This is a genomic window from Rhodanobacter sp. Soil772 (assembly GCF_001428385.1).
Classification (GTDB): domain Bacteria; phylum Pseudomonadota; class Gammaproteobacteria; order Xanthomonadales; family Rhodanobacteraceae; genus Rhodanobacter.
Window position 1 is genome coordinate 345824 of sequence record NZ_LMSK01000003.1, and the last position, 26558, is coordinate 372381.

Consider the following 26558-nt stretch of genomic DNA (forward strand, 5'->3'; position numbering starts at 1 on the left):
GCTGACGATGCGCCCGGAAATGTAAAGCGCAGCGAAACGATTCGTGACGAAGGGGGATGAGCCCGCCGGAAGCAGGGGCTCAGTTCGGGGCGGCTGCGCCCACGATCTCGTTCAACATCGCCGCGGCCTGCTCGTGGGTATGCGCGCGCAGCAACTGCGCGGCGTGGCGGCGCAGGTGGGCGTGGTCGAGCGCGGCAAGGCGGTCGCGTACCTGCAGGATCTGCGCCGGGTGCATGCTGAATTCGTTGAGCCCGAGCAGCAGCAGCAGCGCGGTGAAGTTCACGTCGCCGGCGATCTCGCCGCACAGGCTGACCGGTTTCCCGGCGCGGCGGCCGGCGCTGAGCACGTGCGAGATCAGCCGCAGCAGCGCCGGCTGCAGCGGGTTGTAGATGTTTTCCAGCGCGTCGTTGCCGCGGTCGGCGGCGAGCACGTACTGGGCCAGGTCGTTGGTGCCGATGGCCAGGAAGTCGGCGTGCTCCAGCAGCGCGCGCACGTTGATCGCCGCCGCCGGCACCTCGATCATCGCGCCCAGCGGCAGTTTTTCCGGCAGGTCGATGTTCTCGCGCTTGAGGTCCTGCCGCGCCAGCTTGAACAGCGTGCGCACCGCGATCAGTTCGTCGGGCTGGGTCACCATCGGCACCAGCACGCGCACCGGGCCGTAGCAGGCGGCGCGCAGGATCGCGCGGATCTGCGTGGTGAACACGGCCGGGTAGCGCAGCGACAAGCGCACGCCGCGCACGCCGAGCGCCGGGTTGTCCTCGCCGCGCAGGGTGAGTCCGGCGGCATCGGCCTTGTCGGCGCCCAGGTCCAGCGTGCGGATGGTGACCGGCAGGCCGCCCATGCCCATCACCAGGTCGCGGTAGGCGATGAACTGTTCGTCTTCCGACGGCAGTCCCTTGTGCTTGAGGAACAGGAATTCGGTGCGGTACAGACCGACGCCGTCGGCGCCGCGGGCGCGCGCCATCGCCACGTCGGCCGCGGTTTCGGCGTTCGCCAGCAGGGCGATCTCGACGCCGTCGCGGGTGCGCGTAGGTGCGTTGGCCAGCTTGGCCAGGCGGCGGCCCTCGATTAACGCCTCGCGTTGCCAGGCGCGGTAGCGCGACAGGTCCTGCGCGGCCGGGTGCACGATCGCCTCGCCGCGTTCGGCGTCGAGCAGGATCAGGTCGTCGTCGTGGATGTTCGACAGCGCGTCGCGGGTGCCGACCAGCATCGGCAGGCCGAGGCTGCGCGCCAGGATCGCGCTGTGCGAATACGCGCTGCCGGAACTGGCGACCACGCCGAGCAGGCCGTTGCCGGCCAGCTGCGCCATGTCCGCCGGCGCGATGCTGTCGGCGATCAGGATCTCGCCCACGCGCGCGGCCAGCTTGCGTTCCTCCGGGCTGGTCTGCCGCTGCAGCGCGGAGATCACCCGATTGATCACCTGCTCGACGTCTTCCTTGCGGCTGCGCAGGTAGGGGTCGTCCATCGCCTCGAACACGGCGGACAGGCGATCGCGTTGTTTCTTCAGCGCCGCGCCGGGGCGGTAGTGGCCGATCCGCACCAGGTCGTCCAGCCCGCGCAGCAGTTCGGCGTCGTCCAGCAGCAGGCTGTGCGCGTCGATGAATTCGTTGACCTCGCGCGCCAGCGCGCCGTGCAGCTTGCCGCGCAGCTCGCGCAGTTCCTGCCGCGCGGTGTCCAGCGCCTGGTGCAGGCGCTGGAGCTCGACCTCGACTTCCTCTTCGGCCAGCGGCCGGGTGTCGACCGTGTAGCGACTGGGTTGCACCAGCCGCGCGCGGCCCAGCGCCATGCCATGGGCGGCGATGGTGCCGGGAAGGATGTGCCTCACGGGTGGCTCCTGGCGGAGCCGGGAGTCGGGAATCGGGAGCCGGGAATCGGTAGAAGCAGCGCGCGCACGGACTGGCGGTTCACCGCCAGCTTCATGCTGCCGGCTTTGCCGAATCCAGAATCCCGATTCCCGACTCCCATGCGAATCATGCTCCCTCGTCGAACTTGCGCTCGAACAGCGCGACCACCGCGGCCAGTGCGGACTCCTCGTCCGGCCCGTCGGCGCGGACAGTCAGCGGGCTGCCGAGGCCGGCGGCCAGCATCATCACGCCCATGATGCTTTGCGCGTTGACCTCACGCCCCTTGCTGACCAGCCACACGGTGGATTTGAAACCCTGCACCAGTTGTACCAGCTTGGCCGAGGCGCGGGCGTGCAGACCCAGCCGGTTGGTGATGACGATCTCCTTTTCAAGCATGGTCGATGAAGATTCCTCCGCGGCCACCGCTGGCCGCGATCTCGGCCAGTTCGTCCAGTGGTTTTTCCGCATAGTTGAGTACGCGCAGCAGCATCGGCAGGTTGAGGCCGGAGACGCAGCGAAGATGCACGCCGAGCGCGCCCAGCGACAAGCCGATATTGCACGGCGTGGCGCCGTACAGGTCGGCCAGGATCAGCACGCCGTCGCCGGTGTCGAGCTCGCGCGCGTGGTGCGCGGTGAGCGTGCGCATCACGTCGGGGTCGGCGCTGGGCGGCACTTCCACCGCGGCCACCTGTAGCGGCAGTTTCGGCATCACGTGGTGCGCGGCGGAGATCAGCGCGTGGCCGACCGCTTCGTGGGTCATCAGCAGCACGCCGACGCTCATGGCCGGCGACCCGAGGTGTTTGCAGGAGTCGTCATCGTCACTCCAGCTCGCGATGGAAGGTGAGCACGCCTTCGCGGTGGCCGCGATAGTGGGCGGCGAGCTTCTCGACCAGGTAGACCGAACGATGGCGGCCGCCGGTGCAGCCGATCGAGATGGTCACGTAGCTGCGGTCGTCCTGTTCGAAGCGCGGCAGCCAGGCGTCCAGCCAGCGTGCGGTGTCGATGAAGTATTCGCCGACCAGCGGCTCGGCGTCGAGGAATTCGCGCACCGGCGCATCCTTGCCCGACAGCGGACGCAGGTGCGGGTGCCAGTGCGGGTTCGGCAGGCAGCGCGCGTCGAACACGAAGTCCGCGTCCAGCGGCAGCCCGCGCTTGAACGCGAACGACTGGAACATCAGGGTCAGCCCCTCGGTGGCCTGCGCGTAGCCGGTGGCCACCAGCCGGCGCAGCTGGTGCACGTTGAGTTCGCTGGAGTCGATCACCTTCTCGGCGATCGCCATCAGCGGGCGCAGCAGCTTGCGCTCCTCGACGATCGCGTCGGCCAGCGACACGCCGCGGGTGGCCAGTGGATGGCGGCGGCGGGTTTCCGAATAGCGCTTGATCAGCACTTCGTCGCGGCAATCCAGAAAAATCAGGTGCACCTGCACGCCGGCCGCGGCCAGTTCCGACAGCACGGTCGGCATGTGCGCGAAATCGGAGCCGCGGTTGCGCACGTCCACGCCCACGGCGATGCGGCGCGGCCGGCCGCGACGGTCGCCGCTGGTGGCTGCGTTGACCAGTTGCGGCAGCAGTACCGAGGGCAGGTTGTCGACGCAGTAGAACTCCAGGTCCTCCAGCGCGCGCAGCGCCACCGTCTTGCCGCCGCCGGACATGCCGGTCAGCACGATCAGGTGAATCTCGTGCGGGTCGACCAGCGGAGTGGGGGGTGTGTAGTCGTCGCTCATGCGTTCACCATGGGGGCAGCCGGCGCAGCTGGTGCGCCTGGCGGTCGATGAAGGTTTGCGCCGGGTCGATGCCCTTGCTCTTCAGCGCGTGGCTGCGCACGGCGGCCTCGACCAGCACCGCCAGGTTGCGGCCCGAGGCTACCGGAATGGTGATCATCGGCACCTGCACGTCGAAGATCTCGCGGTGGCCGATGTCGCCGGTGAGGCGGGTCAGCGCGTCTGTCTCCTCGCCGTCGCGCAACGGCTTGAGGTGGACCACCAGGCGCAGGTACTTGGACGTCTTGACCGACATGTGGCCGAACATCTCGCGCACGTTGAGCACGCCCAGCCCGCGCACTTCCAGCAGGTCCTGCAGCAGCTCGGGGCAGCTGCCGTCGATCACGTCTGGCGCGATCAGGGTGAATTCGGTGGCGTCGTCGGCGACCAGCCGGTGGCCGCGGCTGATCAGTTCCAGCGCCAGCTCGCTCTTGCCGGAGCCGGCTTCGCCGGTGATCAGCACGCCGATCGAGAACACTTCCAGGAACACGCCGTGCAGGGTGGTCTTCGCCGCCAGCATGCGCGCCAGGTGGTACTGCAGGTAGGTGAGCAGTTCGTGGCCGCGCTTGGGGCTGATCCACAGCGGCGTGTTGGTTTCCTCGGCGACCTCGCGCAGGTCGGCCGGCACGGTCTGGTCCTTGGTCACGATCAGCGCCACCGGCTGGTAGGCGGCGATCTTGTGCATCACCTCCCAGCGCTGGCGCGAATCCAGTCCGTCGAGGAAGTTCAGTTCTTCCGAGCCGATGATCTGGATCTTGTTCGGGTAGATGACGTTGAGGTAGCCGATCAGCGACGGCCGGCGCGCCTGCGCCACGCCCGGCTCGAGCACGCGCGATTCCCCGCGCATGCCGGACACCCAGCGCAGGGCCATGCGTTCGTGGACGCCATCGTAGAGTTGTCGTGCGCTGATCCGATCCAAACCTGGGTCCTTTGCGCCGCATGTCGGGGCCCGAAGGGCCTTTGCGACGGCATGACCATTGTGCCAGCTTGGGCGGATACGCGTGTTCAGAAGGAAAAACGGCCCGCCCGGGGGGGCGGGCCGTGATCGGCCAGCTGTGGCCGGGATCAGCCGTACTGACGCTCTTCGCGCGCTTCGCGCTGGTGCTTGTCGGCGACCTTCTGGCGGTACTTGCGCAGCTGGTTGACCAGCTTGTCGAACAACACGTCGAGGGAGGCATACATGTCGGCCTCGGTGGCCTCGGCGTGCAAGGTGGCGCCGACGACGCCCAGGGTGCCCTCCGCGCGGTGCTGGAGCTTGTCGACCGACAGCACGATCGCAAGGCTCTTCAATTTGTCGTCGAGGCGGGTGAGGCGGTCGAGCTTGGCGGTGGCGTGGTCGCGCAGGGCCGGGGTGACTTCAATCTGCTGGCCGCTGAGTTGGAATTGCATGGGGCGCCTCCTCTGGTGGTGCAGTGCCGCGTTTCGCGGCGGGGTGGACGTGCCGGGCCCGGGGGCCGGGCACATCGTCAATCACTCTCTAGCAGGTATGGGAGCGCTTTTCCGTTAACCAAGTTCCCGCGAGTGTCCCTGGCGACGATCAGCTGGCGCGCTGGCGCTCGCTGGACGTGGGAATGCGCAGCCCCTCCCGGTATTTGGCGACGGTGCGGCGGGCGACCTGGATGCCCTTGCGCTGCAGTTCCTCGGCGATCGCCAGGTCGGACAACGGTTTGCGCACGTCCTCGGCCTCGATCAGCTTGCGCAGCATGGCCTGGATCGCGGTGGCCGAGGCGCTGCCGCCGTCCTCGGTGGAGACGCCGCTGGAAAAAAAATATTTCAGCTCGAACGTGCCGCGCGGGGTGTGCATGTATTTTCGGGTGGTGACGCGCGAAATGGTGGATTCGTGCATGCCCACTTCCTCGGCCACCTCGCGCAGCACCAGCGGATGCATGGCTTCGGGGCCGTAGTCGAGAAATGCGCTTTGCCGCCGCACGATCGCCTCGGCGACCTTGAGCAGGGTCTCGGCGCGCGATTCCAGGCTCTTGATCAGCCAGCGCGCCTCCTGCAGCTGGCCGCGCATCCAGCTGGCGTCTTCGCCGTGCGCCTTGGCGATCAGGCCGCAATAGTGCTGGTTGAGGCCCAGCCGCGGCTGGGCATCGGGATTCAGGCTGACCCGCCAGCGGCTGCCGTCGCGCAGCGCGTAGACGTCTGGCGCCACGTATTCCACCGGGGTGGCGTCGAGCGCGGCGCCAGGGCGCGGGTCGAGGCTGCGGATCAGTACGGCGGCCGCGGCCACGTCGTCTTCGCTGGCGCGCAGGCGCCGTGCCAGCCGGGCGATGTCGTTGCGCGCAAGCAGGTCGAGTTCGTCGTCGACGATGCGCAGCGCCAGATCGCGCTGCGGTGTGCCCGCGGCGAACTGTTCCAGTTGCACGCGCAGGCAGTCGCGCAGGTCGAGGCTGCCCACGCCGGCGGGGTCGAAGCCCTGCAGCTGGCGGCGTACGGCGTCGACTTCCTCGATGCTGGCGTTGAAGTCGGCCGGCAGGGCGGCGAGCACCGCCTCCAGCCCTTCGCCCAGGTAGCCGGCAGGATTCAGCGCGTCGATCAGCACGGTGGCGATCAGATGCTGGCGCGAGTTGAACGAAGTGAGGTTGAGCTGCCACAGCAGGTGCTGCTGCAGGGTTTCCGGCGCGGCGTTCTGCGGCTCGAAATCGTCGTCGCCGCGCGAGCCGCTGCTGCTGCCGATGCTGTTGCTGGAGAAGTCGATCGGCGTCTCGGCGACACCGCCGCCGTCCGACCATTCGCTGGCCTCGCCGTCATCGTTGCTGCTGGCGGCGACCGTCTCGACGCTGGGGTATTCGCTTTCGGCCTCGATGCTCTCGGTTGCCTCGTCGTCCTCGACCTCATCGGCAAACTCCAGCAGCGGGTTGCTCTCGGCGATCTGCCGCAGTTCGGCTTCCAGCTCCAGTTGCGACAGCTGCAACAGGCGGATCGCCTGCTGCAATTGCGGCGTCAGGGTCAGCTGCTGGTGGAGGCGAAACTGTAGAGCAGGTTTCATACCAGCCGGGTCGAATGGGGTCGCCGCCATCGTAACGCGTGCCCGCGGATGCAGCCATAGCCGCGGCCCGCAGCGGAAGCGGGCCGCGACAGGTAATTCAAAGGCGGAATTCGCGGCCCAGGTAGACCTCGCGCACCTTCTCGTCGGCGAGGATGTGCGCCGGGGTGCCGCGCGACAGCACCTCGCCGTCGTTCAGAATGTAGGCGCGGTCGCAGATGCCCAGGGTTTCGCGCACGTTGTGGTCGGTGATCAGTACGCCGATGCCGCGCTCCTTCAGATGTCGCACGATGCGCTGGATCTCGCCGACCGAGATCGGGTCGACCCCGGCGAACGGCTCGTCCAGCAGCATGTAGCGCGGGTTGGCGGCCAGCGCGCGGGCGATCTCCACCCGGCGCCGCTCGCCGCCGGACAGGCTGATGCCCTTCTGTCCGGCGATGTGCGCGATCTTCAGTTCGTCCAGCAGGTTTTCCAGCTCGGCGCTGCGCTGCTGCTCGCTGAGCCCGTCGCGCAGTTCCAGCACGGCCATGATGTTGTCGGACACGCTGAGCCGGCGGAATACCGACGCCTCCTGCGGCAGGTAGCCGATGCCGAGCCGGGCGCGCGCATGCATCGGCAGGCCGGTGATGTCCAGCTTGTCCAGCTTGATCGTGCCGCCATCGGCCTCGATCAGGCCGACCACCATGTAGAAGCAGGTGGTCTTGCCGGCGCCGTTGGGGCCGAGCAGGCCGACCACCTCGCCTTCGCGGATCGAAAAGCCGAAATCGCGTACGACCTGGCGCGACTTGAAACTCTTTTGCAGACCTTCGGCGGACAGCATCGGTTACGGTTGTCCCTGCGGCGCCGGGCTGCTCTTGGCTGGCGCCGGGGCAGCGGCCGGTTGCGGCTTGGGCTTGAAGGTCATGTGGACCAGGCCGTCGCCGGCGCTCTCGCCGGTCATCTCGCTGGTTTCGGTGTTGTAGGTGAGCTTGTCGCCGTGCGCGTCGCCGCGGCCCTTCTGGGTGATCGAGGCGTTGCCGCTGAGCACGGCGATGCCCTTGAGGTTGTCGTAGTCGAGCGTGGCGGCGTCGCCGAACACCAGGTTGTCGTTCTCGTCCAGCTGTTCCAGATGGGCCGGACTGCCGGTGATGACGACCCGGCTGATCTGGCTGTCGGCGTCGAAATACACCTTGGCCTGGCCGCCGCTGGCCTTCAGCGTGCCCTGGCTGATCACCACGTTGCCGGTCAGGGTGCTCACGCTGTTCGGCTTCTGGAAGCCGTCGAAGTTCTTCGCGGCGATGTGCATTTCCTGCTGGCGGTCGCTCTTCTTGGCCAGCGCCGGCTGGGCCGCAAGCAGGCCGAGGGCTGCGACGGCGAGCGCGAACCTAGCGCTTGCGCGGCGGGAAGGTGGCATGGACATCATCGAGCAGCTCCAGGTGTTTGTCGTTGAGGTCGGCACGCATGCCGATACCGCTGATTCTAGTGCCGCCTTGCACCATCTGCGCCGGGGCTGCGGTTTCCAGGCGGTTCTGCTTCGGCCACGCAGTGACGTCGGCGGTCTGGATGCGCGCCGCCGGCGCATTGACGAACGCCTCCCGGTGCATCTCCACCGGGCCCTGCAGCTTGAGCTGGCTGCCATCCTTGTTGACCCAGCCGTACAGCGACTGGCCCTGCCAGTCCGGCACGCCGGCCTGGTTGGCCGGCAACTGGAAGGTGGGCGAGTTGAGGTAGAGCGAGTCGTCGCCCTCGCGGCGTTCCAGGTGCGGCGACTGCAGGCGGAAGCTGGGCTGGCCCGCGGCGTTGAATTCGGTCATGCGGGCGTTGGTGAGGGTGTAGCTGGAGCGCGGCGGGCCGACGAAATCGCTGGTCTTCGGTGCCGGCCCGAACCACCACAGCAGCAGTTGGGCCACGCCCGCGGCGAGCGCGACGGCGATGGTCGCGGCCGGCAGGCGCCGGTCGCGCAGGTCGCGGCGAAGGCTCACTGCCAGCGCTCCCGCTCGGCGTCGCTCTTGCCTTGCGCGTGCAGGATCAGGTCGCAGACCTCGCGCGCCGCGCCCATGCCGCCGCTTCGTGCGGTCTGCCAGTGCGCCGCCTCGGCCACCCACGGGTGGGCGTTCGCCACCGCCACGGCCAGCCCGGCGATGCGCATCGGCGGCAGGTCGGGCAGGTCGTCGCCGGTGAACGCCGCCTGTGCGGGTGTGAGGTTCAACGCATCGAGCAATTCCAGCAGGCAGGCGCGCTTGTCGCCCTGGCCCTGGTAGACGTGGGCGATGTCCAGTTCCTCGGCACGCAGCGCGACCGGGTGGCTGATCCGCGCGGTGATCAGCGCCACCTGGATGCCGTTCGCTTGCAGGCGCTTCAGGCCGAGCCCGTCGTGCACGTGGAACACCTTGGTTTCGCGGCCGTCTTCGCTGTACCACAGGCGGCCGTCGGTCAGCGTGCCGTCCACGTCGAACACCGCCAGGCGGATCTTTGCGGCGCGGGCGAGGGTGTCAGCAGGGCAATTGGCGAGGTAATCGATGGGCACGGAATGATGTTCTGGGGGAGCCAAGTCAAGAGCGGCGTGTTTGATTTTTTTGATTTGCCGAGGCAAATCAAACCACACGCGCACGGAGCAGATCATGAATGTTCAGTGCGCCCACCACGTGCTGTTCGTCGTCGACCACCAGCAGCGCGTGGATCTGGTACTTCTCCATCAGCTGCGCCGCTTCCGCCGCCAGCTTGTCGGCGCCGATCGTCTTCGGGCCGCGGGTCATCAGTTCGGCCACGGTGGCGCCGCGCAGGTCCACGCCCTCGTCGTCCAGCGCGCGGCGCAGGTCGCCGTCGGTGAACACCCCGAGCAGGCGCTGTTCGGCGTCGACCACGGCGGTCATGCCCAGGTGCTTGCGGGTCATCTCGACCAGGGCGGCGGTGAGGCTGGCGTCGGGCGAGACCCGCGGCACGTCGTCGCCGGTATGCATCACGTCGCCGATGTGCAGCAGCAGGCGCCGGCCCAGCGCGCCGGCCGGATGCGAGCGGGCGAAGTCGTCCGAGGTGAAGCCGCGCGCCTCCAGCAGCGCGATCGCCAGCGCGTCGCCCAGCACCAGCGCCACCGTGGTGCTGGTGGTCGGCGCCAGGCCGAGCGGGCAGGCTTCATTGGAGATGCTGCCGTCCAGGTGCACGTCGGCTTGGGTCGCCAGCGAGGAACCGGGGCGTCCGGTGATCGCGATCAGCGGGATGCCCTGGCGCTTGATCACCGGCAGGATCAGCAGCAGCTCGTCGGTCTCGCCGGAGTAGGAGATCGCCAGCACCACGTCCTGCGGCAGGATCATGCCGAGGTCGCCGTGGCTGGCCTCGCCCGGGTGCACGAAGAACGCCGGCGTGCCGGTGGAAGCCAGGGTGGCGGCGATCTTGCGCCCGATATGCCCGGACTTGCCCATGCCGCTGACCACCACGCGGCCCTTGCAGCCCAGGATCAGCCGGCAGGCCTCGACGAAGGCCGGCCCGATCCGCGACTCCAGCGCCTCGACCGCAGCCGCCTCGGTGACCACCACCGTGCGCGCGCTGCGCATGATGGCATCCGGGTTCAGGTCGATCGGGGCGGGCGGGGCGATGCGTGCGTTCATGGGGGCTCGATGAAAGGGCGGGACGAATGCCCGGGTAGCCATGGCGGGCGGCCACGTTCGGGCCGATCCGGAACCACTGTCATTTCTGCGCCAGCGGATTTCCATTACCATGGCATATCCGCATTTTAACGTCATAAGCCAGCGCAATGGATTCCAGTCGTGACGGAATCCGCTGCCGGTTGGCCCGAGCTCCCGCATGGAACACTCCCCGATGGACCCCGCCCGCATCCAGGCGATGATCGAAAATGGCCTGCCCGGTGCCCAGGCCGAGGTCAGCGGGGCCGATGGCGTGCATTTCGAGGCCACCGTGATCGCCAGCCAGTTCGCCGGCAAGCTGCCGCTGGCGCGGCATCGGCTGGTGTATGCCACGCTGGGCGAGCTGATGGGCGGCGCGATCCACGCGCTGGCCCTGAAGACCCTGACTCCCGAGGAAGCCGCGGCGCGCCAAGGGTGATCTCCGCTCGAATTTAAAAATCCGGCATGGATGCCGGTTCTTCTTTGCGCTCATGGAGGAGCGTCCAAGTTTAGGAACAACCATGGCCAAGATCCTGATCAGCGGCGGCACGCCGCTTCATGGCGAGGTCGGCATTTCCGGCGCCAAGAACGCCGTGCTGCCGATTCTTGCCGGCTGCCTGCTGGCCGATGAGCCGGTCAGCATCGGCAACGTGCCGCATCTGCACGACGTCACCACCTTCATCGAACTGCTCGGCCAGATGGGCGTGCAGCTGGTACTGGACGACCGCATGAAGATGCACGTCGATCCGCGCACCACCAGCACCTGCGTGGCGCCGTACGACCTGGTGCGCACGATGCGCGCCTCGATCCTGGTGCTCGGCCCGCTGGTGGCGCGCTTCGGCCAGGCCGAGGTCTCGCTGCCGGGCGGCTGCGCGATCGGCTCGCGCCCGGTCGACCAGCACATTCGCGGCCTGCAGGCGCTGGGCGCCGAGATCACGGTCGAGAACGGCTACATCAAGGCGAAGGCGTCGCGGCTGAAGGGCACCCGCATCGTGATGGACATGGTCACCGTCACCGGCACCGAGAACATCATGATGGCGGCCACCCTGGCCCAGGGCACCACGGTGATCGAGAACGCGGCGCAGGAGCCCGAGGTGGTCGACCTGGCCCATTGCCTGATCGCGATGGGTGCGCAGATCGAGGGCGCCGGCACGTCGACCATGGTGATTCATGGCGTCGAGCGTCTGCACGGCGCCGAGTACGAGGTGCTGCCCGACCGCATCGAGACCGGCACCTTCCTGGTCGGCGCGGCGATGACTGGCGGCAAGGTGCGCGCGCGCCACGCCCGCGCCAACACGCTCGAGGCAGTGCTGGCCAAGCTGGAGGAAGCCGGCGCGCACATCTCCACCGGCGACGACTGGATCGAGCTGGACATGGGCGGCCGTCGACCGAAGGCGGTCAACATCAGCACCGCGCCGTACCCGGCGTTCCCCACCGACATGCAGGCGCAGTTCACCGCGCTGAACTGCGTCGCCGAAGGTACCGGCGTGGTCACCGAGACGGTGTTCGAGAACCGCTTCATGCATGCGCACGAGCTGCAGCGCCTCGGCGCGGACATCCGCCTCGAGGGCAACACTGCGGTGGTGCAGGGCGTTGCGCAGATGAGCGGCGCGCCGATCATGGCCACCGACCTGCGCGCCTCGGCCTGCCTGGTGCTGGCCGGCCTGGTGGCCAAGGGCGACACCACCGTCGATCGCGTCTACCACATCGACCGCGGCTACGAGAACATCGAGGAAAAGCTCGGCGTGCTCGGCGCAAAGATCCGCCGCCTGCCGAATTGATCGCCCTTCCGCTGTGCTCCCTCCCCTGCATCGCAGGGGAGGGCTGGGGTGGGGTCGGCTCTTGATCTTTCGGCAGGTCCGGAGCTACCCCCTCCAACCTCCCCCTGCGAGCAGGGGGAGGAATCGAGGCTCCGTTGCTGCGGTGGGGTCGGTCAGGCCCCGGTTCAATCGGCCCGATAGCTCACCAGCTCCATCACCATGTCGCCGCCGTCGTGCTGCGACAGTTTCACCGGCAGCGGAAAGCGGCCGGGCGCGTACCACGCGCTGAAGCCGCGGTCGGCGTCGGTGCGGTCGATCCGTTCGGCGTCGAAGCTGCCGGCGGGCACCTTGACGGTTTCCTTGCCGGTCACCTTGAAGTTCTGCACCTGCACTTCCTGGCGCACCGCTACCGGCAACGCGACCTGCTGCTTGCCGTCGCGCAAGGCCAGGCCCAGCGCCAGCGCGAGGGTATTGCGCTCGACCATGCCGGGGCTGCTCGGATAGGTCTGCGGACCCTTGCCTTCGTCGACGGTGACCTGCTTTTTCGCCCAGTCGACCACCAGGTGGCGCTGTTTCTGCTTGACCGCCGCCTGCAACTGGTAGTCGTAGCTGATCGCCTCGGGCACGTCGCCCTTCCAGCGGAAGCGCGAGCTTTCCGTGACGCTGGCGCCGAGCAGGGCGGCCAGCCCGCCGGTGCCCTTGACGTCCTTGCTGTAGATCCACTCGCCGTTGCCGGCCGCGCGCAGGTTCACCGTGGCCTGGCCCATCGGCGTGCCACCCTGCGACACGTCGTAGGTGGCGGTGAACGCGGAAGGCGTGGCGGCGGGCGCGACCGGGGCGCCGAGCAACAGGCCGAGGCCGAGCAGGGGAGCGAGCAGGGGTCGGATAGTCATGCGCCGAGTCTGCCGAGACCGGGCTGAACCGGCTTTAAGGAGAAAGGCCGTCGTCGCCCAGCCGCAATGGCGCCGCCAGCGGCTGGCCGTCGAAGCGTGGTGCCTGGCCGTCCCATTGCAGGCGCCCGCTGACCAGCAGGCCCAGCACCGTGGGCAGCAGCCGGTGTTCCAGCGGCAGCAGCCGTTGCGCCAGCAACTGCTCGTCGTCGCCGGCTTCGATCGGCAGGCGCGCCTGCGCGATCACCGGGCCACCGTCCAGTTCGGCGGTGACGAAATGCACGCTGGCGCCGTGTTCGGCATCGCCCGCTTCCAGCGCGCGGCGATGCGTGTGCAGGCCGCGGTATTTCGGCAGCAGCGAGGGGTGGATGTTGACGATGCGCCCCACCCACGGCCGCAGCGCCTCGCCGTCGAGGATGCGCATGAAGCCGGCCAGCACCAGCCAGTCGGCGCCGCTGGCGGCGATGCGCCGGAACAGGTCCAGGTCGAACGCGCGGCGGTCCGGATAGCTGCGCGGGTCCAGCGCCAGAGTGGGAATGTTCGCTGCCTCGGCCAGGCGCAGCGCGCCGGCACTGGCCTTGTCGCTGCCGACCAGCACGAACTCGACCGGCAGTTCGCCGCGCGCCTGCGCGTCGAGCAGCGCAGCGAGGTTGCTGCCGCGCCCGGAGGCGAGCACGGCGACTTTGGCGGATGCGGCTGTCACGGAGCGGTTCAGCCGATATGCACGCGTTCGTCGCCCTGCGCGGGCACGATCTCGCCGATCACCGAGCTGGCCAGGCCATGTTTCGCCAGCAGCGCGGACGCGCCGGCCACCGCGTCGCGCGGCAGGATCACGGTGAAACCGACGCCGCAGTTGAACGTGCGCCACATTTCCTCGCGCGCCACGTTGCCTTCGCGCATCAGCCAGTCGAACACCGGCGGCAGCACGATGGCGGAGGCGTCCAGCGCGATGCCGAGGCCGTCTGGCACCACCCGGATGATGTTTTCCTTGAGGCCGCCGCCGGTGATGTGGGCCATGCCGTGGATAGCCGGGATTTGGGATGACCGGCCGTTCGGCCGTTGAAAGCCGGGATTCGGGATTCGGGCGGCGTCGCCGCGGAGCAGCTCCAGCATCGACTTCACGTAGATCGTGGTCGGCGCCATCAGCGCATCGGCCAGCTTCACGCCGCCGAGGTCGAGGTCGAGCCCGCCGTTGTCGGGGGTGCAGCCGGCGCGCTCCAGAATCTTGCGCACCAGCGAATAGCCGTTCGAGTGCGGGCCGCTGGACGCCACGCCCAGCACCACGTCGCCGGCGACGATCGCCACGCCGGTCAGCATCTGCGATTTTTCCACCGCGCCCACGGTGAAGCCGGCCAGGTCGTATTCGCCCGGCGGGTACATGTCCGGCATCTCGGCGGTCTCGCCGCCGATCAGCGCGCAGCCGGCCAGTTCGCAGCCTTTCGCGATGCCGCCGACCACCGCCACCGCGGTGTCCACATCCAGCTTGCCGGTGGCGAAGTAGTCGAGGAAGAACAGCGGCTCGGCGCCCTGCACCAGTACATCGTTGACGCACATGCCGACCAGGTCGATGCCGATCGTGTCATGGCGGTTCAGGATCTGCGCCAGCTTCAGCTTGGTGCCCACGCCGTCGGTGCCGGACACCAGCACCGGCTCCCTGTAGCGACCGCTCAGGTCGAACAGGCCGCCGAAACCGCCCAGGCCACCCATCACCTCGGGGCGGGAGGTGCGCTTGACCAGCGGCTTGATGCGTTCGACCAGCGCATTGCCGGCATCGATATCGACGCCGGCGGCGCGGTAGGTGAGGGCGTCAGACATGGCGAGAACCGGCGTGGGTGAAACGCGCAAGTTTACCAGCTTGTGGCGCCATTGCCGGCAGGTGCCGGCGGGTTCGTGACGGCTGCGATGGACGCTGCGGGCGCGATTGGGCAGACTTCCCGTGAGCTTTCCCCTGAAGATGCCCACACCCATGCGCCTGTCCCGTCTGTTGATCGTCACCTTGCTGCTGGTTTTTGCCGCGCTGCCACCGTTGCGCGCGCAGGTCGCCGGCTCGCCGTATTCGGTGGTCGTGCCGGTGGCCGACACCAGCGACGCCCAGCGTGACCAGGCGTTCGCCAGCGCACTCGGCCAGGTGCTGACGCGGATCGCCGGCGGCCAGGACCTGCGCAGCAACGCCGGTTATGCCGACGCGCTGGGCAAGGCCGGTTCGATGGTGCAGAAATTCCAGTATCAGCGCGCCGCGACCGGGCTGATCCTGGACGTGGAGTTCGAGCCGGGCTCGGTGCGTCGGCTGGTGTCGAATCTGGGCGTGCAAAGCGCGGGGATCAAGCCGCCGGTGCTGCTGCTGGTGCAGGGTGGCGACGGGCACCTGCTCGACCAGGCGGCACTGGCCAGCCTGGCCTCTGCCGCCGCCGCACGCGGCACCAACGTGGTCTATCCCGACAGCAACCCGCCGGATCCGGCCAGGGTCGCCGCTGCCGACCCGGCCGCGCTGGCGGCAGTCAACCAGCAGTACCACACCGGCCTGGTACTGCTCGGCAAGTTGCGCGACGGCAGCGCCGACTGGACGCTGATCTCCGGTGGCCAGCCGCAGAGCTGGAGCAGCCAGGGTGCCAGCGCGGATGTGTTGCTCGGCGACGCCGGCAACAGCATGGTCGGCCGCATCGGCAAGCAGCTCAACGTGATCGGCGCCGGCCCCAGCGAGGGCAAGCTGTGGGTCAGCGGGCTGGATTCGGCGATGGATTACGCGAACCTGGTGGCAACCCTTGAGGACGACCCGTCGGTGAAGCAGGTGCAGACCCTGGGCGCGCAGAACGACGGCGTGCTGCTGTACGTCAAGGCTTCCGTGCCGATCAGCGGTCTGGCCGCGAACCTCGCCGCCGGCGGCCACCTGCTGCTGCAGGGCGAGCCGCATCCGGGCGCGGACGCGAACCTGCGCTGGCTGAGGTGACTGGATGCGAGTTCCTCGCAAAACCCCGCACATCCGTGTGCGGACTATTCATGGGATGCGAGTCCCTCGCAAAACCCCGCACATCCCTGTGCGGACTATTCAAGTGACGCATAACCAATCCTTGCCGGGGCGTGCCGAGTGAATCAAGACAAGGACCTTTCGCGCCGCTGGCAGCTGTTCGCCATCACGGCGGTCATCGTTTACCTGATCTGGCTGCTGGCGCCGGTGCTGATGCCGTTCGCGGTAGCTGCGATGCTGGCCTACCTGGGCGACCCGCTGGCCGATCGGCTGGAACGGCTGGGGTTGAACCGGATGTGGGCGGCCACGATCGTCTTCGTGGTGATCATGGTGGCGCTGGTCGGCGTGCTGCTGCTGCTGATTCCGCTGATCGCGCGGCAGATCGAGAACCTGATCAACAACCTGCCGCGCTACGGCGACTGGGCGCAGAACACCGTGTGGCCGTGGCTGCAGGCGCGCCTGCACCTGGACCCGCACACGTTCGACAGCGACCGCCTGCTGACCGCGATCAAGGAACACATCGGCTCGATCGGCGGCGTCGCCACGGCAGTGCTGGGCAAGGTGTCGCGCTCCGGGCTGGGCATCGCGATGTGGCTGACCAACCTGGTGCTGATCCCGGTGGTGGCGTTCTACCTGTTGCGCGACTGGGACCGGCTGGTGGCGAAGGTCGACGGCATGCTGCCGCGTTCGATCCAGCCCACCATCGCCTACCTGGCCAGCGAGTCGGACAAGATCCTGGGCGCGTTCGTGCGCGGCCAACTGCTGGTGATGCTGGCGCTGGGCGTGTTCTACGGCGCCGGCCTGGGCGTGGTCGGGCTGACCGTGGGGCCGCTGATCGGCATGGTCGCCGGCCTGCTCAGCTTCGTGCCGTACCTGGGCTTCATCATCGGCTTCGTCGCGGCGATCGTGGCGGCGCTGGTGCAATACGGCGACTGGCCGCACGTGTTGCTGGTGTGCGGCGTGTTCGCCGTCGGCCAGTTGCTGGAAGGCTACGTGCTGGTGCCCAAGCTGGTCGGCGACAAGATCGGCCTGCATCCGGTGGCGGTGATGTTCGCCGTGCTGGCCGGCGGCTACCTGTTCGGCTTCCTCGGCGTACTGCTGGCGTTGCCGGCCGCGTCGGTGATCATGGTGCTGCTGCGTTACCTGATCGAGCGCTACCGCATGAGCGAGCTGTACAACGAAGCGGGGCCGGAAGACCCGGTGATCGCCGAGGTGGAGGTCGCCGTGCATCGCGATGGTGCAGTCGAGGCCTCGGTCGAATCGCCACCGGACGACCGGGCCGAGCCATGATCCCGCAGTTGCCGCTGGCCTTGCGCTGGCCGCGCCGCCAGCGCTTTGAATATTTCCACGCCGGCGCCAACGCCGCCGCGCTGGCTGCGGTGCAGGCGCTGGCGCTCGAACCCGGCGCACCGTGGATCTACCTGCACGGCGCCAGTGGCAGCGGCCGCAGCCACCTGCTGATGGCCGCCTGCCAGGCGGCAAGTTCTGTCGGAAGGCGCGTGCAATATCTGCCGCTGGCGACGATTGCCGATCACGCCGCCGCCCTGCGCGGCGTCGCCGGCAGCGAACTGCTGGCGCTGGACGACCTCGGCGCGATCGCCGGCAAGCGCGAGGCCGAACACGCGCTGTTCGACCTGTACAACCGCGCCCGCGCCGAAGGCAGCGCGCTGCTATTCGCCGCCGCCGCCACGCCGACCCAGCTCGGCCTCGACCTGCCCGACCTGCGCTCGCGCCTCGGCGCCTGCACCCAGTTTGCATTGAAGCCGCTCGACGACGACGAACGCCGCGTTGTGCTGAAAGCACAGGCCGCCGCGCGCGGCATCGAACTGGACGACAGCGTGCTGGACTGGTTGTTCGCCCGCTATGCGCGCGACCTGGGCGCGCTGCTCGATCTGCTCGACAAACTGGATGCGGCATCGCTGGCAGCGCAGCGGCGGATCACGGTACCGTTCTTGCGAGGGTTCCTGCGCGAGACAGGTGAAGCCTCTTCCTGAAACAGCGAAGGCGCCCTTAGACGCCTTCGCTTCTCAATCGGACAAATCGCTCAGGCCTTGCGGCCGGCGAAATCGCAGTAGCGGCCGCCGGCTTCGTGCATGAGCGGCACGTCGATGGCTGTGGCCCTAGAACGCCACGTTCAGGCGCGCCGACAGCATCTGCGCCTTGTCGCGTTGGCCCATTTCATAGTCGTAGCCGAACTTCAGCGTCGTATGCGCTGACAATGTTGCGTCCAGTCCGACGCCGAGCAGGCCGCTGTAGCGCGACAGGCCGATGCCGACCAACGGCTGCCATTGCTGCAAGCCAACGAAGCTGGCGTCGAACACATCGCCGTGCGATGCCAGGGTGCGCTGCCACTGCGCACGCGCGCTGAAGTCCACGGCGCGGCCACCGTCCAGGTTCCAGTGGTGGCCCGCCCGCACGCCGAAGCCCGCCTGCCAGCGATCCAGGGCCTGCGCGTTGCTGCGCAGGCCAAAACCGCCGGCACCCTGCTCGACGAAGCCGCTGCGATCGATGCGCGCGTACTGCACATTGACGAACGGCGTGACATGGCTGTCGCCACGACCGAGGTGCAGGCCGCTCTCACCATAGGCCACGTTGTAGTTGCCGTCGTACTGGGTCCGCACGCCTTGCACGCTGTCGCCCAGCAGGATCTGCCGGCTGACGTCCTGCTCGAAATGGCCGAAGCCGGCGCGGCCTTGCGTATACCAATTGCCGTTGAGCCAGCCCGCGTACATCATGCCCTCGGTGCTGCGGCTGTTGTCGTGGTCGAAGCTCTGGTCCAGCCGCTGCTGGCCCCGGCTCTGGCCGAACGCGTAACCGGCCACGCCGGAATGACCGATCTGGCGGTCGCTGCCGATCAGCCAGCCGTTCAACTGGAAGCCGACGCCGTCAAAGCCGGCGCGCGCCATGTCGCCGCCGATGCTGAGGTTGTGCATCCACATGCCGAAGCCGGTGCCCTTGTCGAGCAGGTTGTCGAAGCGATCCGACAACGCGCGACTGGACGCATCGATGGCCTTGAAGGTCATCGCCGCGCTGGCCGCGTGCAACTGGCCGGACAGACTTTGCAGCGAGGCCTGCGCCGCCAGCAAAGTAGGCGACTGCTGGAACTGGCCGGCGGCACGCAGGAAGTCGCCCGATACGTCGGAGAGCGTGCCGGCTGCGATCTTGTCGTCCAGCTGTTCGAAGGCGCCCTGCACGCGTTGCGCACTGCCGAAGGAGGCCGGGGTGTAGCTCACGCCCTGACCCGCGGCCGCCGTGGTCACGTTGAGACCGGTGGTGTCCAGCCACGCGCTGTTGGCGTCGTAGTTGATGGTGGTGGCCGTGAATACCACGCCGGTGCCCTTGACCAACTGGTCGAAGGTGCCGGTGAGGCCGCCGGCTGCCGTAAGGACATTGGTGTGAGTGTTGCTGACGTAGCCGCTATCGGCGCCGGTGGCTTCCAGCGTGCCGCCGTTGAGGGTGGCGGTACCGGTCACATCCAGCTTGCTGCCCAGGCTGATGGCCAAGGTACCCGTTGAAGACTGGGCATAGTTGCCGCCTACAGCGGAATCACCATCGTGAACGGTCACCTTGCCGGCATTGAACAAAGTCCCGGATACCCCGGGCCCGCCATCAAGTGTGCCTTGTCCGGCCACATTAACCGTGCCGGTCAAAACGTTGGTCGAACGCAACACACCGTTGTTCACGTCGGTCTCGATTACGCCCGACAGATCGCTGGTATCGATATTCCAGCTACCCGTACCTTCCTTGATCAAGGTGCCCGCAAAAGTGGTGGTGCCCGAAACAGCGTTCGAATACGACTGCGGCAGGGTGTTGTCGCCGTTGAGTGTCAGGGTGGCCTGCGGGTTGGTACCCACTGACAAATTTCCCTGGATCGAGCTGCCAGCCATCAGCGTGACGACATTGGCCGCGTCGGCCTTGAGGTCCACACTGCCGATGAGCCTGCCACCATTGAGATTGCTGACGGTGGTTACCCCAGCATAGCCAACTATCGAGTCGCCCGGGGCCTGGATGGTGGCGCCGTCGTTTGTCACCACGCCGCCGTCGAACAGCATGACCCCAGTGCCGTAGGTAGCAGCGCTCCCGGAAATCATGCTGCCATTGTTGTTGAGGATATTGGCATCGGAAAGCACCACGATGCCCGCAGCTCGTCCTTCGATTTCTCCGCCGTCCGTGTTGGTAATGGTGGCGGACACGGCTGATATGCCGTCTCCGATCTGCAGGTCGGCAGCGGTCCATCCAATGATGCTCCCGCCAGAGTTGTTCACCGTGATGGCACCATCAGTGTCGGACGAAATTCCACGGCTGTAACCGCTGATGACACTCCCGGTGCCATTGCTGATGCTGCCACCATGTGCAAGGTGGATTCCCTGATAGCTTCCGTCAATGCGCGCGCCCTCGCGATTCACCACGGTGACGTTGCCCGATCCGCTGGATTGCACCGTATAGTCAAGGGCGGACTGGTGGATCACGCCCGCGTTGTCCAGCGTCGTGCCGTCGTACAGGGCCACTGGATTGGAAAGATCCGCGCCGTTGTCCACTGCAAGGACTTGCCCCGTGTACTGGGTTGTAGCGCTACCCACATTGATTCCCCCGGTTCCAAGGCTGGTACCGGGCAAAACCTCCAACGTGCCCTGCTCCACCGTGGAGCCACCGGTATAGGTGTTGGAACGCGAGAGTACCAACGTCCCCGCGCCGCGCTTTACGAGCCGGCCCTGACCGCTGATGAGTCCATCGAAGGTGACGTTATCGCTGTGATCGAACGCCAGCACGCCGTTGTCGGAGACATCACCTGCAATCGATCCGCTCGTACCACCATCCCCGAGCTGCAGAGTGCTCTCGTTGGTTGTGTCGCGATCAATCGCGGTTCCGCCGGAATACGTGCTGTCACCGGTCAGGATCAGCGTGCCCGTCCCCAGCTGTTCCAGGCTGCCGCTGCCGCTGACAACTCCACTGAAAGTCAAGGTATCGCTGCGGTCGAATATCAGAGCAGCGTTATCGGTCACGTTCCCGGTGATCGAACCGGTGATGCCACCGTTGCCGATCAGCAGCATGCCACTGCTCACTGTGGTGCTGCCGGTATAGGTGTTGGTACCAGTCAGCATCAAAATACTCTTGCCGGCTTGCTCCAGCGAACCGCTACCGCTGATCATTCCGCTGAAGGCGACGTCGTCGCTGTGGTCGAATACCAAGGCACTGTTATCGGTAACGTCGCCGATGATCGAACCGGTCGTACCACCGTTGCCGAGTTGCAACGTGCCGGTGCTGATCGTGGTACCGCTGGTGTATTGATTGGCGTCCGTCAGGATCAACGTACCCTTGCCGGCCTGCTGCAGCGAACCGCTGCCGTAGACGATGCCGTTGAAGATCACGTCGTCGCTGCGGTCGAACATCAGAGATCCGTTATCCATCATGTACTGACTGACGATCCAGCCGGTCGTGCCCCCGTTGCCCAATCGCAATGCACCGGCGCTGATCGTGGTGCCGCCGATGTACGTATTAGTGCCAGTCAGCGTCAACGTACCCTTGCCGGCTTGCTCCAGCGATCCAGTGCCGCTGACGATTCCGTTGAAGGTGACATCGTCGCTGCGGTCGAACACCAGAGACCCGTTATCCGTCACGTCACCGGTGATCGAACCGGTAGTGCCACCGTTACCGAGTTGCAAGGCGCTCGTACCCGTACCGCTGCTGATCGTGGTGCCACCGGCGTACGTGTTGGCACCCGTCAGGGTTAACGTTCCTACGCCAGTCTGCACCAGCGAACCGTTGCCGCTTACGATTCCGTTGAAGGTGACATCGTCGCTGCGGTTGAACACCAAGGAGCCGTTGTCCACCACGTCGCCGGTGATCGAGCCGATCATGCCGTAGCTGCCGAGCTGCAACGTGCCGTTGCTGATCCTAGTGCCGCCGGTGTAGGTATTGTTGCCAGTCAGCGTCAACGTACCCTTGCCGACTTGCTCAAGCGAACCGCTGCCGCTGATGGTTCCGTTGAAGGTGACATCGTCGCTGCGGTTGAACACCAGAGAGCCGTTGTCCGTCACATCACCGGTGATCGAACCGGTCGTGCCACTGTTGCCAAGCTGCAACGTGCCGTTGCTGATCGTGGTGCCGCCGGTGTACGTATTGGCGCCTGCCAGGATCAATGTGTCCGTGCCGGCCTGCTTCAGCGAACCACTGCTGCTGACGATGCCATTGAAGGTCACGTCGTCGCTGCGGTTGAACACCAGCGATCCGTTATCCGTCACGTTGCCGGTAATCGAGCCGGTCGTGCCGCCGTTGCCAAGCTGCAACGTGCCGCTGCTGATCGTGGTGCCGCCGGTGTACGTATTGGCGCCTGCCAGGATTAGTGTGCCCGTGCCGGCCTGCTTCAGCGAACCGCTGCTGCTGACGATGCCATTGAAGGTTATGTCGTTGCTGCGATCAAACACCAGTGAGCCGTTGTCCGCCACGTCACCGGTGATTGATCCGGTGGTACCGCCGTTGCCGAGCTGCAGCTGCAACGCGCCGCTGCTGATCGTGGTGCCGCCGGTGTAGATATTGGTACCCGTCAGGATCAGCGCGCCCGCACCAGCCTGCTTCAGCGAACCACTGCCGCTGACGATGCCGTTGAAGGTCACGTCGTCGCTGCGGTCGAATACCAGCGATCCATTGTCCGTTACGTTACCGGTGATCGAACCGGTCGTGCCACCGTTGCCGAGCTGCAACGTGCCATGGCTGATCGTGGTGCCGCCGGTGTACGTGTTGGCTCCCGTCAGGATCAGTGCACCCGCGCCGGCTTGCGTCAACGAGCCGGTGCCACTGACAGCGCCGTTGAAGGTCACATTGTCACTGCGGTCGAACACCAGAAATGCGTTGTCCGCCACGTCGCCGGTAATCGAGCCGGTGGTGCCGCCGTTGCCGAGCTGCAAGGTGCCGTCGTTGATTGTGGTGCCGTCGGTGTAGCTATCGGTACCTGCAAGCACCAGCGTGCCGGATCCGCCTTTGATCAGGTCGATCGAACCGATGATGTTGTTGGGCCAGACGGTGGTAGCGCCAGAACCGACATTGATAGCGCCCCCGGCAAAATCGCCAGTTCCTGTCGATGGCGGTGGTGGCGTCGACGGTCTGACGTTTGCGCCACCCCCGCCGCCACAGCCCGACAGTCCGAGCGCCAGTGCCACGGCAAACGCAACGGCACACGGCCGCAGTCCATGCTTGGTATCGAACATTGATCCCCCCTTATCCTTGGTCATTGTCGATAACTGATTTGCGCGACAACTTACTACACAAAGGCGGCGCAAAAACTTTCGTCATTCCATCAAGAGGGCGTGAGTTAGTGCGGGGGCTGCGCCAGAGACAAGCAAGAAAAAAGGCGCCATGGGCGCCTTTTTTTCACCACGAGAATCAGGAGCTCAGGCCTTGAGCAATCCCGGCGTCGCCTGCTGGCCGATCGCGTCGACCATCGCCTTGGCCACGTTGAGGTTGCCGGCGATGATGTTGCCGCTGGCGGGGATGCCGTCGCGGCCGGCGAAGTCGCAGTAGCGGCCGCCGGCTTCGTGCACCAGCAGTACGCCGGCGGCCATGTCCCACGACTTCAGGCCGATCTCGAAGTAGCCGTCGTAGCGGCCGGCGGCGACGTAGGCGAGGTCGAGCGCGGCGGAGCCGGAGCGGCGGATGTCTTCGGCCTGGCCGAGGATGGCGCGGGTCATGTCGAGCTGCGGCACCAGGTGTTCGCGCTGGCGGAACGGGAAGCCGGTGGCGATCATCGCGCCGCCCAGGTTCTCGCGCTTGCTGACGCGCATGCGGCGATCGTTGAGGTAGGCGCCGTCGCCCTTGCTGGCGGTGTACAGCTCGTCGCGTAGTGGGTCGAACACCACGGCATGAATCGGCACGCCCTTTTCCAGCAGCGCGATCGACACGCTGAAGTGCGGGATGCCGCGCAGGTAGTTGTGGGTGCCGTCGAGCGGGTCGATCACCCAGGTCAGCGGGCCCTTGCCGGTCGCGCCGCTTTCCTCGGCGAGGATCGCGTGGTCGGGGTAGGCACGGCGCAGTTCCTTGATGATTTCCGCCTCGGCCAGCTTGTCGACCTCGGAGACGAAGTCCATCTGCTGCTTCTCGACGATGTTGAGGCCGTCGATGCGGTTCATGTAGCGCAGGATCACATTGCCTGCAGAACGCGCGGCGCGCGCCGCGATCGTGACGTGTGGTCTGGCCATGGTTTCGACTTTGGAAGAGAGCGGGGTTGCGGCCGGCGATTCTAGCAGAGGCGGGCCCGGGTCGCCCCGCGTCCACTATCCTTGTCCGCTCCAGCCGCAAAAACGTCACTTCTCGCATGACCGATCTCCACGACCTCGCCGCCCGCATCCGCTACGTGCTGGTGCGCACCTCGCATCCGGGCAACATCGGCAGTGCGGCGCGGGCGATCCGTACGATGGGCTTCGCGCGGCTGGAGCTGGTCAACCCGTATCGTTTCCCCGATCCGGAGGCGAATGCGCTCGCCGCTGGCGCGGATGACGTGCTGGCCAACGCCGGCATCCACGCCGAGCTGGTGGACGGTCTGGCCGGCAGCAGCCTGGCGCTGGGCTTGTCGGCGCGCCGGCGCGGGGTGAACCTGCCGGAGATCTCCCCGCGCGAGGCGGCGCAGCAAGTGCTGGCCGCCGCCGCCCGCGGCGAACAGGTGGCGCTGGTGTTCGGCAACGAGCGCACCGGGCTGGAGAACGAGGAGCTGGCGCGCTGCCACGCGATGGTGCGGATTCCCAGCGTGGACGATTTCAGTTCGCTCAACCTGTCGCAGGCGGTACAGGTGATGGCCTACGAGCTGCGCGTGGCGATGCTCGGCGACGAACCGCCCGCCGCGCCACTGATGCACGACGAGCCGCCTGCCGACGCGGCGCAGATGGAGCAGTTCTACCGCCACCTGGCGCAGACGCTGGACGACATCGATTTTCACAAGGGCCGCGAACCCACCACGATCATGCTGCGCCTGCGCAAGCTGTTCCAGCGCGCGCAACCGGACGAGCGCGAGCTGCGCGTGTTGCACGGCATCCTCGCCGATGCGCAGCGGATGGCGGGGCTGGCGAAGAACAAGTAGCCGGCTTTGCTCCCTCCCCTGCTAAGCAGGGGAGGGTTGGGGTGGGGTGCTTTTTGTCAGAGCAGTGCGAAGAGCTTCACCCCCTCCTGACCTCCCCCTGCAAGCAGGGGGAGGGACCAAGCTGGAAGCGGAGGAGGGATCAAGCTGGAAGTCGCGCGCTCTGCTCCCTCCTCTGCGCAGCAGGGGAGGGTTGGGGTGGGGTGCTCTTGATCTTGCGCACTCTCCGCCGGAAGAACTGCCGGCAGAGACGAGGGATGCTTGCTACTGCTCGTCGTCGGCCGGGTCCAGCGACGGCGCCGGAGTGACCAGCAGCTTGTCGATGCGGGCGCCGTCCAGGTCGACCACCTCGAAGCGGATGCCGTGCCAGGCGAACACCTCGCCGGTCTGCGGGATGTGGCCGAGGGCGGTCATCACCATGCCGGCGGCGGTGCGGTATTCGTGCTCCTCCTCGCCGGGCAGTTCGCCGATCTGCAGCAGTTCGCGCAGGTCGTCGGTGGACAGGCTGCCGTCGATCAGCCAGCTGCCGTCGGCGCGCTGCATGATCGGGCTGTCCTCGTTGCCGCCGCCGTGGCCGATCTGGCTGGCGCCGACCACCGCTGCCAGCAGGTCGTTGACGGTGACCACGCCTTCGATGTCGCCGTACTCGTCCACCACCAGCGCCAGCGGCGTCTCGGCGTCGCGGAATTCTTCCAGCAGGTCCAGCGCGCGCGCGGTGGCCGGCACGAACAACGGCTTGGCCAGGTGGCCGAACAGCTCCGGCGTGCCTTCGGCGAAGCTGCGCAGCAGGCGCTTGACCTCGACCACGCCGACCACCTCGCTCTCGTCGCCGCGATACACCGGGTAGCACGAGTACGGGGTCTCGCGCAGCACCTCGAAGTTCTCCTCGCGGGTCGCCGCGATGTCCAGCCAGGCGATGCGCATGCGCGGGGTCATCACGCTGTCGACCGTGCGGTCGCCCAGGCGCAGCACGCGGTTGACCATGTTGTGTTCGTCGGGGTCGAGTACACCCTGTTCGGCGCTCTCGGCAACCAGCAGGCGGATCTCCTCCTCGGTGACTACGCCGCTGCCCTGCTGGTTGACCCGCAGCAGGCGCAGCAGCAGGTTGCTCGACGCGTTCAGCAGCCACACGAACGGCGCGGTCAGCCGCGACAGCAGCAGCATCGGGATCGCCACGTACGCCGACACCTTTTCCGGTGCCGCCAGCGCCAGCCGTTTGGGCACCAGTTCGCCGACCACGATCTGGATGAACGAGATCAGCGCGAAGCCGAGCGCGATGCCGATGATCCGCGAATATGGCTGCAGCCATATCAGGTGCTCACCCTGCAGGGCGGTGGCAATATGGCCGCCCAGCGCGTCGCCGGCGACCGCGCCGGTAATCAGCATGACCAGGGTGATGCCGACCTGCACGGTGGACAGGAAGTGTTCCGGCGCCTCGGCGTGGCGCAGTGCCGAGGCCGCCTTGCGGCTGTTCCGGGCCATCTGCTTGAGGCGGCTCTTGCGCGAAGCTATCAGCGCCATCTCCGACAGGGCGAAGAAGCCGTTGCACAGGGCCAGCACGAGGACGAGCGCGATTTCGGTCAGCATCGCGGCGGTAACGGGGGAGGGTGCATGGGTACAGTGTAAGGGCTGCGGGGCTTTCACATCACTCCGGCAGGGCCGGACATTGATGCAGGGCAGCACGACA

At 67.1% G+C, this 26558-nt stretch carries 24 protein-coding genes; 6 read left to right on the forward strand and 18 right to left on the reverse strand.

Annotation, left to right across the window (positions count from 1 at the left end; all coding sequences use genetic code 11):
- Positions 1 to 79 precede the first annotated feature (79 nt).
- The 12 genes from ptsP to ASG75_RS13075 form a co-directional block, all read right to left on the reverse strand.
- Positions 80 to 1825, reverse strand: a complete 1746-nt coding sequence (gene ptsP / locus ASG75_RS13020; RefSeq protein WP_056390160.1) for a phosphoenolpyruvate--protein phosphotransferase — start codon at positions 1823 to 1825, stop codon at positions 80 to 82.
- A gap of 145 nt (positions 1826 to 1970) precedes the next feature.
- The gene (locus ASG75_RS13025) at positions 1971 to 2240 is read right to left on the reverse strand and encodes an HPr family phosphocarrier protein (RefSeq protein ID WP_056390163.1); all 270 of its coding nucleotides are present in this window, start codon (positions 2238 to 2240) and stop codon (positions 1971 to 1973) included.
- The gene (locus tag ASG75_RS13030; RefSeq protein ID WP_056390166.1) at positions 2233 to 2625 is read right to left on the reverse strand and encodes a PTS fructose IIA subunit family protein; all 393 of its coding nucleotides are present in this window, start codon (positions 2623 to 2625) and stop codon (positions 2233 to 2235) included. Before ASG75_RS13030 ends, ASG75_RS13025 begins: the two co-directional genes overlap by 8 nt.
- Before the next feature lie 37 nt (positions 2626 to 2662).
- Positions 2663 to 3568, reverse strand: a complete 906-nt coding sequence (rapZ, locus tag ASG75_RS13035) for an RNase adapter RapZ (protein ID WP_056390169.1) — start codon at positions 3566 to 3568, stop codon at positions 2663 to 2665.
- 4 nt (positions 3569 to 3572) lie between these two features.
- On the reverse strand, positions 3573 to 4523 hold the full coding sequence (hprK, locus tag ASG75_RS13040; protein WP_082547609.1) for an HPr(Ser) kinase/phosphatase: 951 nt from the start codon (positions 4521 to 4523) through the stop codon (positions 3573 to 3575).
- A gap of 146 nt (positions 4524 to 4669) precedes the next feature.
- Positions 4670 to 4993, reverse strand: a complete 324-nt coding sequence (raiA, locus tag ASG75_RS13045) for a ribosome-associated translation inhibitor RaiA (protein ID WP_056390173.1) — start codon at positions 4991 to 4993, stop codon at positions 4670 to 4672.
- Between the two features lie 148 nt (positions 4994 to 5141).
- A complete protein-coding gene (locus ASG75_RS13050; protein ID WP_056390176.1) occupies positions 5142 to 6596 on the reverse strand; it encodes an RNA polymerase factor sigma-54 in 1455 nt (484 codons plus the stop codon).
- A 97-nt stretch (positions 6597 to 6693) separates the two neighbouring features.
- Positions 6694 to 7413 carry an LPS export ABC transporter ATP-binding protein gene (lptB, locus tag ASG75_RS13055; RefSeq protein WP_056390180.1) on the reverse strand — a complete coding sequence of 240 codons (720 nt, stop codon included), beginning with the start codon at positions 7411 to 7413 and terminating at the stop codon, positions 6694 to 6696.
- Between the two features lie 3 nt (positions 7414 to 7416).
- Positions 7417 to 7995, reverse strand: coding sequence for a lipopolysaccharide transport periplasmic protein LptA (lptA, locus tag ASG75_RS13060; RefSeq protein WP_056390183.1), 579 nt, complete (start codon positions 7993 to 7995; stop codon positions 7417 to 7419).
- Positions 7958 to 8554, reverse strand: a complete 597-nt coding sequence (gene lptC, locus ASG75_RS13065; RefSeq protein ID WP_056390186.1) for an LPS export ABC transporter periplasmic protein LptC — start codon at positions 8552 to 8554, stop codon at positions 7958 to 7960. The genes lptA and lptC overlap by 38 nt, the downstream gene beginning before the upstream one ends.
- Complete coding sequence (locus ASG75_RS13070; protein ID WP_056390190.1) at positions 8551 to 9099, reverse strand: HAD hydrolase family protein; 549 nt, start codon at positions 9097 to 9099, stop codon at positions 8551 to 8553. Before ASG75_RS13070 ends, lptC begins: the two co-directional genes overlap by 4 nt.
- 67 nt (positions 9100 to 9166) lie before the next feature.
- A complete protein-coding gene (locus tag ASG75_RS13075) occupies positions 9167 to 10177 on the reverse strand; it encodes a KpsF/GutQ family sugar-phosphate isomerase (protein WP_056390193.1) in 1011 nt (336 codons plus the stop codon).
- A gap of 211 nt (positions 10178 to 10388) precedes the next feature.
- Between ASG75_RS13075 and ASG75_RS13080 the strand changes: the two genes are divergently transcribed.
- Positions 10389 to 10631, forward strand: coding sequence for a BolA/IbaG family iron-sulfur metabolism protein (locus tag ASG75_RS13080; protein WP_056390196.1), 243 nt, complete (start codon positions 10389 to 10391; stop codon positions 10629 to 10631).
- A gap of 82 nt (positions 10632 to 10713) precedes the next feature.
- On the forward strand, positions 10714 to 11973 hold the full coding sequence (gene murA, locus ASG75_RS13085; protein ID WP_056390199.1) for a UDP-N-acetylglucosamine 1-carboxyvinyltransferase: 1260 nt from the start codon (positions 10714 to 10716) through the stop codon (positions 11971 to 11973).
- A 164-nt stretch (positions 11974 to 12137) separates the two neighbouring features.
- On the opposite strand, the gene ASG75_RS13090 is transcribed toward murA, so the two are convergent.
- Genes ASG75_RS13090 through purM form a run of 3 tightly spaced genes read right to left on the reverse strand, consistent with a single transcriptional unit; the run spans position 12138 to position 14657 of the window.
- Positions 12138 to 12845 (reverse strand): DUF3108 domain-containing protein, encoded by a 708-nt coding sequence (locus tag ASG75_RS13090; RefSeq protein ID WP_056390202.1) that lies wholly within the window; start codon positions 12843 to 12845, stop codon positions 12138 to 12140.
- Positions 12846 to 12879: 34 nt separating this feature from the next.
- Positions 12880 to 13545, reverse strand: coding sequence for a phosphoribosylglycinamide formyltransferase (gene purN, locus ASG75_RS13095; RefSeq protein ID WP_056390204.1), 666 nt, complete (start codon positions 13543 to 13545; stop codon positions 12880 to 12882).
- An 8-nt stretch (positions 13546 to 13553) separates the two neighbouring features.
- On the reverse strand, positions 13554 to 14657 hold the full coding sequence (purM, locus tag ASG75_RS13100) for a phosphoribosylformylglycinamidine cyclo-ligase (RefSeq protein ID WP_056390208.1): 1104 nt from the start codon (positions 14655 to 14657) through the stop codon (positions 13554 to 13556).
- 151 nt (positions 14658 to 14808) lie between these two features.
- Here purM and ASG75_RS13105 point away from each other — a divergent pair, with 151 nt between their 5' ends.
- The 3 genes from ASG75_RS13105 (at position 14809) to hda (ending at position 17801) form a co-directional block, all read left to right on the forward strand.
- A complete protein-coding gene (locus ASG75_RS13105; protein ID WP_056390212.1) occupies positions 14809 to 15789 on the forward strand; it encodes a DUF2066 domain-containing protein in 981 nt (326 codons plus the stop codon).
- Between the two features lie 138 nt (positions 15790 to 15927).
- On the forward strand, positions 15928 to 17097 hold the full coding sequence (locus ASG75_RS13110; protein ID WP_056390215.1) for an AI-2E family transporter: 1170 nt from the start codon (positions 15928 to 15930) through the stop codon (positions 17095 to 17097).
- Entirely contained in the window at positions 17094 to 17801 is a 708-nt protein-coding gene (gene hda, locus ASG75_RS13115; protein WP_056390221.1) for a DnaA regulatory inactivator Hda, read from the forward strand. The genes ASG75_RS13110 and hda overlap by 4 nt, the downstream gene beginning before the upstream one ends.
- A 126-nt stretch (positions 17802 to 17927) precedes the next feature.
- Here hda and ASG75_RS13120 read toward each other — a convergent pair whose 3' ends face one another.
- The gene (locus ASG75_RS13120; RefSeq protein WP_056390225.1) at positions 17928 to 23012 is read right to left on the reverse strand and encodes an autotransporter-associated beta strand repeat-containing protein; all 5085 of its coding nucleotides are present in this window, start codon (positions 23010 to 23012) and stop codon (positions 17928 to 17930) included.
- Positions 23013 to 23195: 183 nt separating this feature from the next.
- Positions 23196 to 23999, reverse strand: a complete 804-nt coding sequence (locus ASG75_RS13125; RefSeq protein ID WP_056390228.1) for an inositol monophosphatase family protein — start codon at positions 23997 to 23999, stop codon at positions 23196 to 23198.
- Positions 24000 to 24115: 116 nt separating this feature from the next.
- Here ASG75_RS13125 and ASG75_RS13130 point away from each other — a divergent pair, with 116 nt between their 5' ends.
- Positions 24116 to 24874: an RNA methyltransferase gene (locus ASG75_RS13130; protein ID WP_056390231.1), complete on the forward strand. Its 759-nt coding sequence runs from the start codon at positions 24116 to 24118 to the stop codon at positions 24872 to 24874.
- Positions 24875 to 25135: 261 nt separating this feature from the next.
- Here ASG75_RS13130 and ASG75_RS13135 read toward each other — a convergent pair whose 3' ends face one another.
- The gene (locus ASG75_RS13135) at positions 25136 to 26458 is read right to left on the reverse strand and encodes a hemolysin family protein (RefSeq protein ID WP_056390236.1); all 1323 of its coding nucleotides are present in this window, start codon (positions 26456 to 26458) and stop codon (positions 25136 to 25138) included.
- Positions 26459 to 26558: the final 100 nt, after the last annotated feature.

What these genes read in the sequence shown, in the direction of transcription:
- ASG75_RS13025 (WP_056390163.1), bottom strand. Translation starts at nt 2,240, where the DNA reads ATGCTTGAAAAGGAGATCGTCATCACCAACCGGCTGGGTCTGCACGCC.
- ASG75_RS13030 (WP_056390166.1), bottom strand. Translation starts at nt 2,625, where the DNA reads ATGAGCGTCGGCGTGCTGCTGATGACCCACGAAGCGGTCGGCCACGCG.
- rapZ (WP_056390169.1), bottom strand. Translation starts at nt 3,568, where the DNA reads ATGAGCGACGACTACACACCCCCCACTCCGCTGGTCGACCCGCACGAG.
- raiA (WP_056390173.1), bottom strand. Translation starts at nt 4,993, where the DNA reads ATGCAATTCCAACTCAGCGGCCAGCAGATTGAAGTCACCCCGGCCCTG.
- ASG75_RS13050 (WP_056390176.1), bottom strand. Translation starts at nt 6,596, where the DNA reads ATGAAACCTGCTCTACAGTTTCGCCTCCACCAGCAGCTGACCCTGACG.
- lptB (WP_056390180.1), bottom strand. Translation starts at nt 7,413, where the DNA reads ATGCTGTCCGCCGAAGGTCTGCAAAAGAGTTTCAAGTCGCGCCAGGTC.
- lptA (WP_056390183.1), bottom strand. Translation starts at nt 7,995, where the DNA reads ATGATGTCCATGCCACCTTCCCGCCGCGCAAGCGCTAGGTTCGCGCTC.
- ASG75_RS13075 (WP_056390193.1), bottom strand. Translation starts at nt 10,177, where the DNA reads ATGAACGCACGCATCGCCCCGCCCGCCCCGATCGACCTGAACCCGGAT.
- ASG75_RS13080 (WP_056390196.1), top strand. Translation starts at nt 10,389, where the DNA reads ATGGACCCCGCCCGCATCCAGGCGATGATCGAAAATGGCCTGCCCGGT.
- murA (WP_056390199.1), top strand. Translation starts at nt 10,714, where the DNA reads ATGGCCAAGATCCTGATCAGCGGCGGCACGCCGCTTCATGGCGAGGTC.
- ASG75_RS13090 (WP_056390202.1), bottom strand. Translation starts at nt 12,845, where the DNA reads ATGACTATCCGACCCCTGCTCGCTCCCCTGCTCGGCCTCGGCCTGTTG.
- purM (WP_056390208.1), bottom strand. Translation starts at nt 14,657, where the DNA reads ATGTCTGACGCCCTCACCTACCGCGCCGCCGGCGTCGATATCGATGCC.
- ASG75_RS13105 (WP_056390212.1), top strand. Translation starts at nt 14,809, where the DNA reads ATGCGCCTGTCCCGTCTGTTGATCGTCACCTTGCTGCTGGTTTTTGCC.
- hda (WP_056390221.1), top strand. Translation starts at nt 17,094, where the DNA reads ATGATCCCGCAGTTGCCGCTGGCCTTGCGCTGGCCGCGCCGCCAGCGC.
- ASG75_RS13120 (WP_056390225.1), bottom strand. Translation starts at nt 23,012, where the DNA reads ATGTTCGATACCAAGCATGGACTGCGGCCGTGTGCCGTTGCGTTTGCC.
- ASG75_RS13125 (WP_056390228.1), bottom strand. Translation starts at nt 23,999, where the DNA reads ATGGCCAGACCACACGTCACGATCGCGGCGCGCGCCGCGCGTTCTGCA.
- ASG75_RS13130 (WP_056390231.1), top strand. Translation starts at nt 24,116, where the DNA reads ATGACCGATCTCCACGACCTCGCCGCCCGCATCCGCTACGTGCTGGTG.
- ASG75_RS13135 (WP_056390236.1), bottom strand. Translation starts at nt 26,458, where the DNA reads ATGCTGACCGAAATCGCGCTCGTCCTCGTGCTGGCCCTGTGCAACGGC.